Here is a 2,529-nt window from a genome sequence, read left to right as displayed (position 1 = left end):
CCCAGCCATTTGCGTTGCTGGCGGGCTTCCTGAAGCTGGTCCAGGGCGCGCTCGAACGCGTCGGGCGTGTCCGCGCGGATGATCGCGCGCGGTTGTTCGAACAGAACCGAGCGGCCGGCGCGATCGTCGCGGAAGAAGGCGAATGGCTGCACGGTGAGGCCCGGTTGATGAACGCGCTTATTCCATCGCTTCCAACTCGTCGATCAACCCTTCTATCACCGACAGACCCTTGTTCCAGAACGCCGGATCGGAGGCATCGAGGCCGAACGGGGCTAGCAATTCCGAATGATGCTTGGTGCCGCCGGCGCGCAGCATGTCGAAATACTTGGCCTGGAAGCCGCTCTCGGCATTCTGGTAGACCGCATAAAGCGAGTTCACCAGGCAGTCGCCGAAGGCATAGGCATAGACATAGAAGGGCGAGTGGATGAAGTGCGGGACATAGGCCCAGAAGGTCTCGTAGCCCTCGCGTAAACGGATCGCCGGTCCAAGGCTTTCGGCCTGCACTTCCAGCCAGAACTGACCGATCTGGTCGGCGGTGAGTTCGCCGTTCTTGCGCTCGGTATGGACCTTGCGCTCGAAGGAATAGAAGGCGATCTGGCGCACAACCGTGTTGATCATGTCCTCGACCTTCTGCGCCAGCATGGCCTTTCGCTCGCGCCTGTCGGTGGTTTGATCGAGCAGGGAGCGGAAGGTCAGCATTTCGCCGAACACGGAGGCGGTTTCGGCGAGCGTCAGCGGGGTCGAGGCCATCAGCGCGCCCTGACCGCCGGCCAGAACCTGATGCACGCCGTGGCCGAGTTCATGCGCCAGCGTCATCACATCGCGCGGCTTGCCCTGGTAGTTCAGGAGCACATAGGGATGCGCGGACGGCACGGTCGGATGCGCAAAGGCGCCCGGGGCCTTTCCTGGACGCACGGCGGCGTCGATCCACCGCTTGTCGAAGAAGTCGCGCGCGATATCCGCCATCTTAGGGTCGAAGCGGTTATAAGCCGACAGCACGGTCTGCTTGGCGTCTTCCCAGCCAATGGTTGCGGTGGGGGCTTCGGGCAGGGGCGCGTTGCGGTCCCAGTTGTTCATCTGCTCCATGCCGAGCCACTTGGCCTTCAGGGCATAATAGCGGTGCGACAGGCGCGGATAGGCGGCCTGCACGGCTTGCGCGAGTGCGTCCACCACAGGCCGCTCGACGCGGTTGGCGAGATGGCGGGCGTCCGCGATGTCCTCGAAACCGCGCCAACGGTCGGAGATTTCTCGATCCTTGGACAGCGTGTTGGTGATCAGGCTGAAGGTGCGCAGATTGGCCTTGAAGGTCTCGGCCAGGGCTTCCGACGCCTTCTGGCGCAGAGCCGGGTCGGGATCCTGCAGGAGGTTGAGGGTGGGCTCCAGCGTGAGCTCGGCGCCATCCACGGTGAAGCGCAGCGCGGTCATGGTCTCGTCGAACAGCCGGTTCCAGGCGCCACGGCCTGTCACGGACTTCTCGTGGAACAGCTGCTCGACGCGGTCTTCGAGCTGGAAGGGCTTGTCCTTCCTAAGGTCGATGACCCAGGGGCGGTAATGGCCGAAAGCGGGATCAGCGTCGAGCGCATCGGCGATGGCCTGATCATCGACCTGGTTCAGCTCCAGCGTGAAGAAAAGAAGATGCGAGGAGGCATCCGTCATCTTTTCCTGGATGTCGCCGTAAAGCTTGGCGCGCTTGGGATCGGACGTGTCGCCGGCATAGATCAGGCCGGCATAGGACACGATGCGGCCGATCAGCTCTTCCAGGGCCTCGTAGTCCTTCATCGCGCGGCCGAGCCCGCCGCCGGTCTTGTCGGCGGCTTCGCTCGCGAGCTTGCCTTTCCAGGCCGCCTCGAAGCTCTTGGCGTCGTCTGCGGCGCGCTTGAGGTCGGTCTGGAGGTCCGGGGCGTCCATGGATGCGTAGAGGTCGCTCAGGTCCCATTCCGGCAGGTCGCTGAGATAGGGCATTGCCGACAAGGCCGCCGAGCTGGATGGCGAAGCTGCCTGCAAAGGTTCCAGGATGGAGTGGGAAAGGGGCTTGGCCATCTGACGTCTCATCATGCAGCCTGATCCACGGATGCGGATAAGGCTTTGTTCACCGGATTTCTTGAGCCGCTATTTAGGGTGCAATGGCACTATGATCCATAAGCCAATCTCGGCTGGCAGAATTCGAAAGGTGACGGCGCTTCTCCATGGCAGGTCCGGTCCTCATCATTGACGACGATCCGGTTCAACGCCGTTTGGTGGATGCCGCGCTAACGAAGTTCGGCTTCAGCACGCTTGTGGCCGATGGCGGCGCGGCGGCGCTGAGCATTTTGGACGGGCCGCAGGGCCGCGACGTCGCAATCATCGTGCTGGACATGGTGATGCCAGGAATGGACGGGCTGGCCGTGCTCGGCGAACTGTCCGCGCGCGGCGTGGAAGCGCCGGTGATCGTGCAAACGGCGCAGGGCGGGGTCGACAATGTCGTTGCCGCCATGCGCGCCGGCGCGTTCGATTTCGTGGTGAAGCCCGCGTCGCCGGAGCGACTGCACA

General features: G+C 63.4%; 2 protein-coding genes and 1 pseudogene. 1 reads left to right on the top strand and 2 read right to left on the bottom strand.

Annotation, left to right across the window (positions count from 1 at the left end):
• A pseudogene (locus RTX98_RS17870) lies at window positions 1–152 on the bottom strand (aminodeoxychorismate synthase component I); the annotation flags it as partial.
• A gap of 25 nt (window positions 153–177) precedes the next feature.
• Window positions 178–1,962, bottom strand: coding sequence for a M3 family oligoendopeptidase (locus tag RTX98_RS17865; RefSeq protein WP_312798156.1), 1,785 nt, complete (start codon window positions 1,960–1,962; stop codon window positions 178–180).
• Between the two features lie 224 nt (window positions 1,963–2,186).
• Here RTX98_RS17865 and RTX98_RS17860 point away from each other — a divergent pair.
• Window positions 2,187–2,529, top strand: a 343-nt coding sequence (locus RTX98_RS17860) for a response regulator (protein ID WP_312798149.1), incomplete at its 3' end; no start/stop codon positions are given.

Source organism: Tianweitania sp., assembly GCF_032053605.1.
In the GTDB taxonomy this organism is placed as follows: Bacteria; Pseudomonadota; Alphaproteobacteria; order Rhizobiales; family Rhizobiaceae; genus Tianweitania.
Note: the sequence above shows the minus strand (reverse complement) of the source record. Positions and strands in the feature narration are given on the sequence as shown.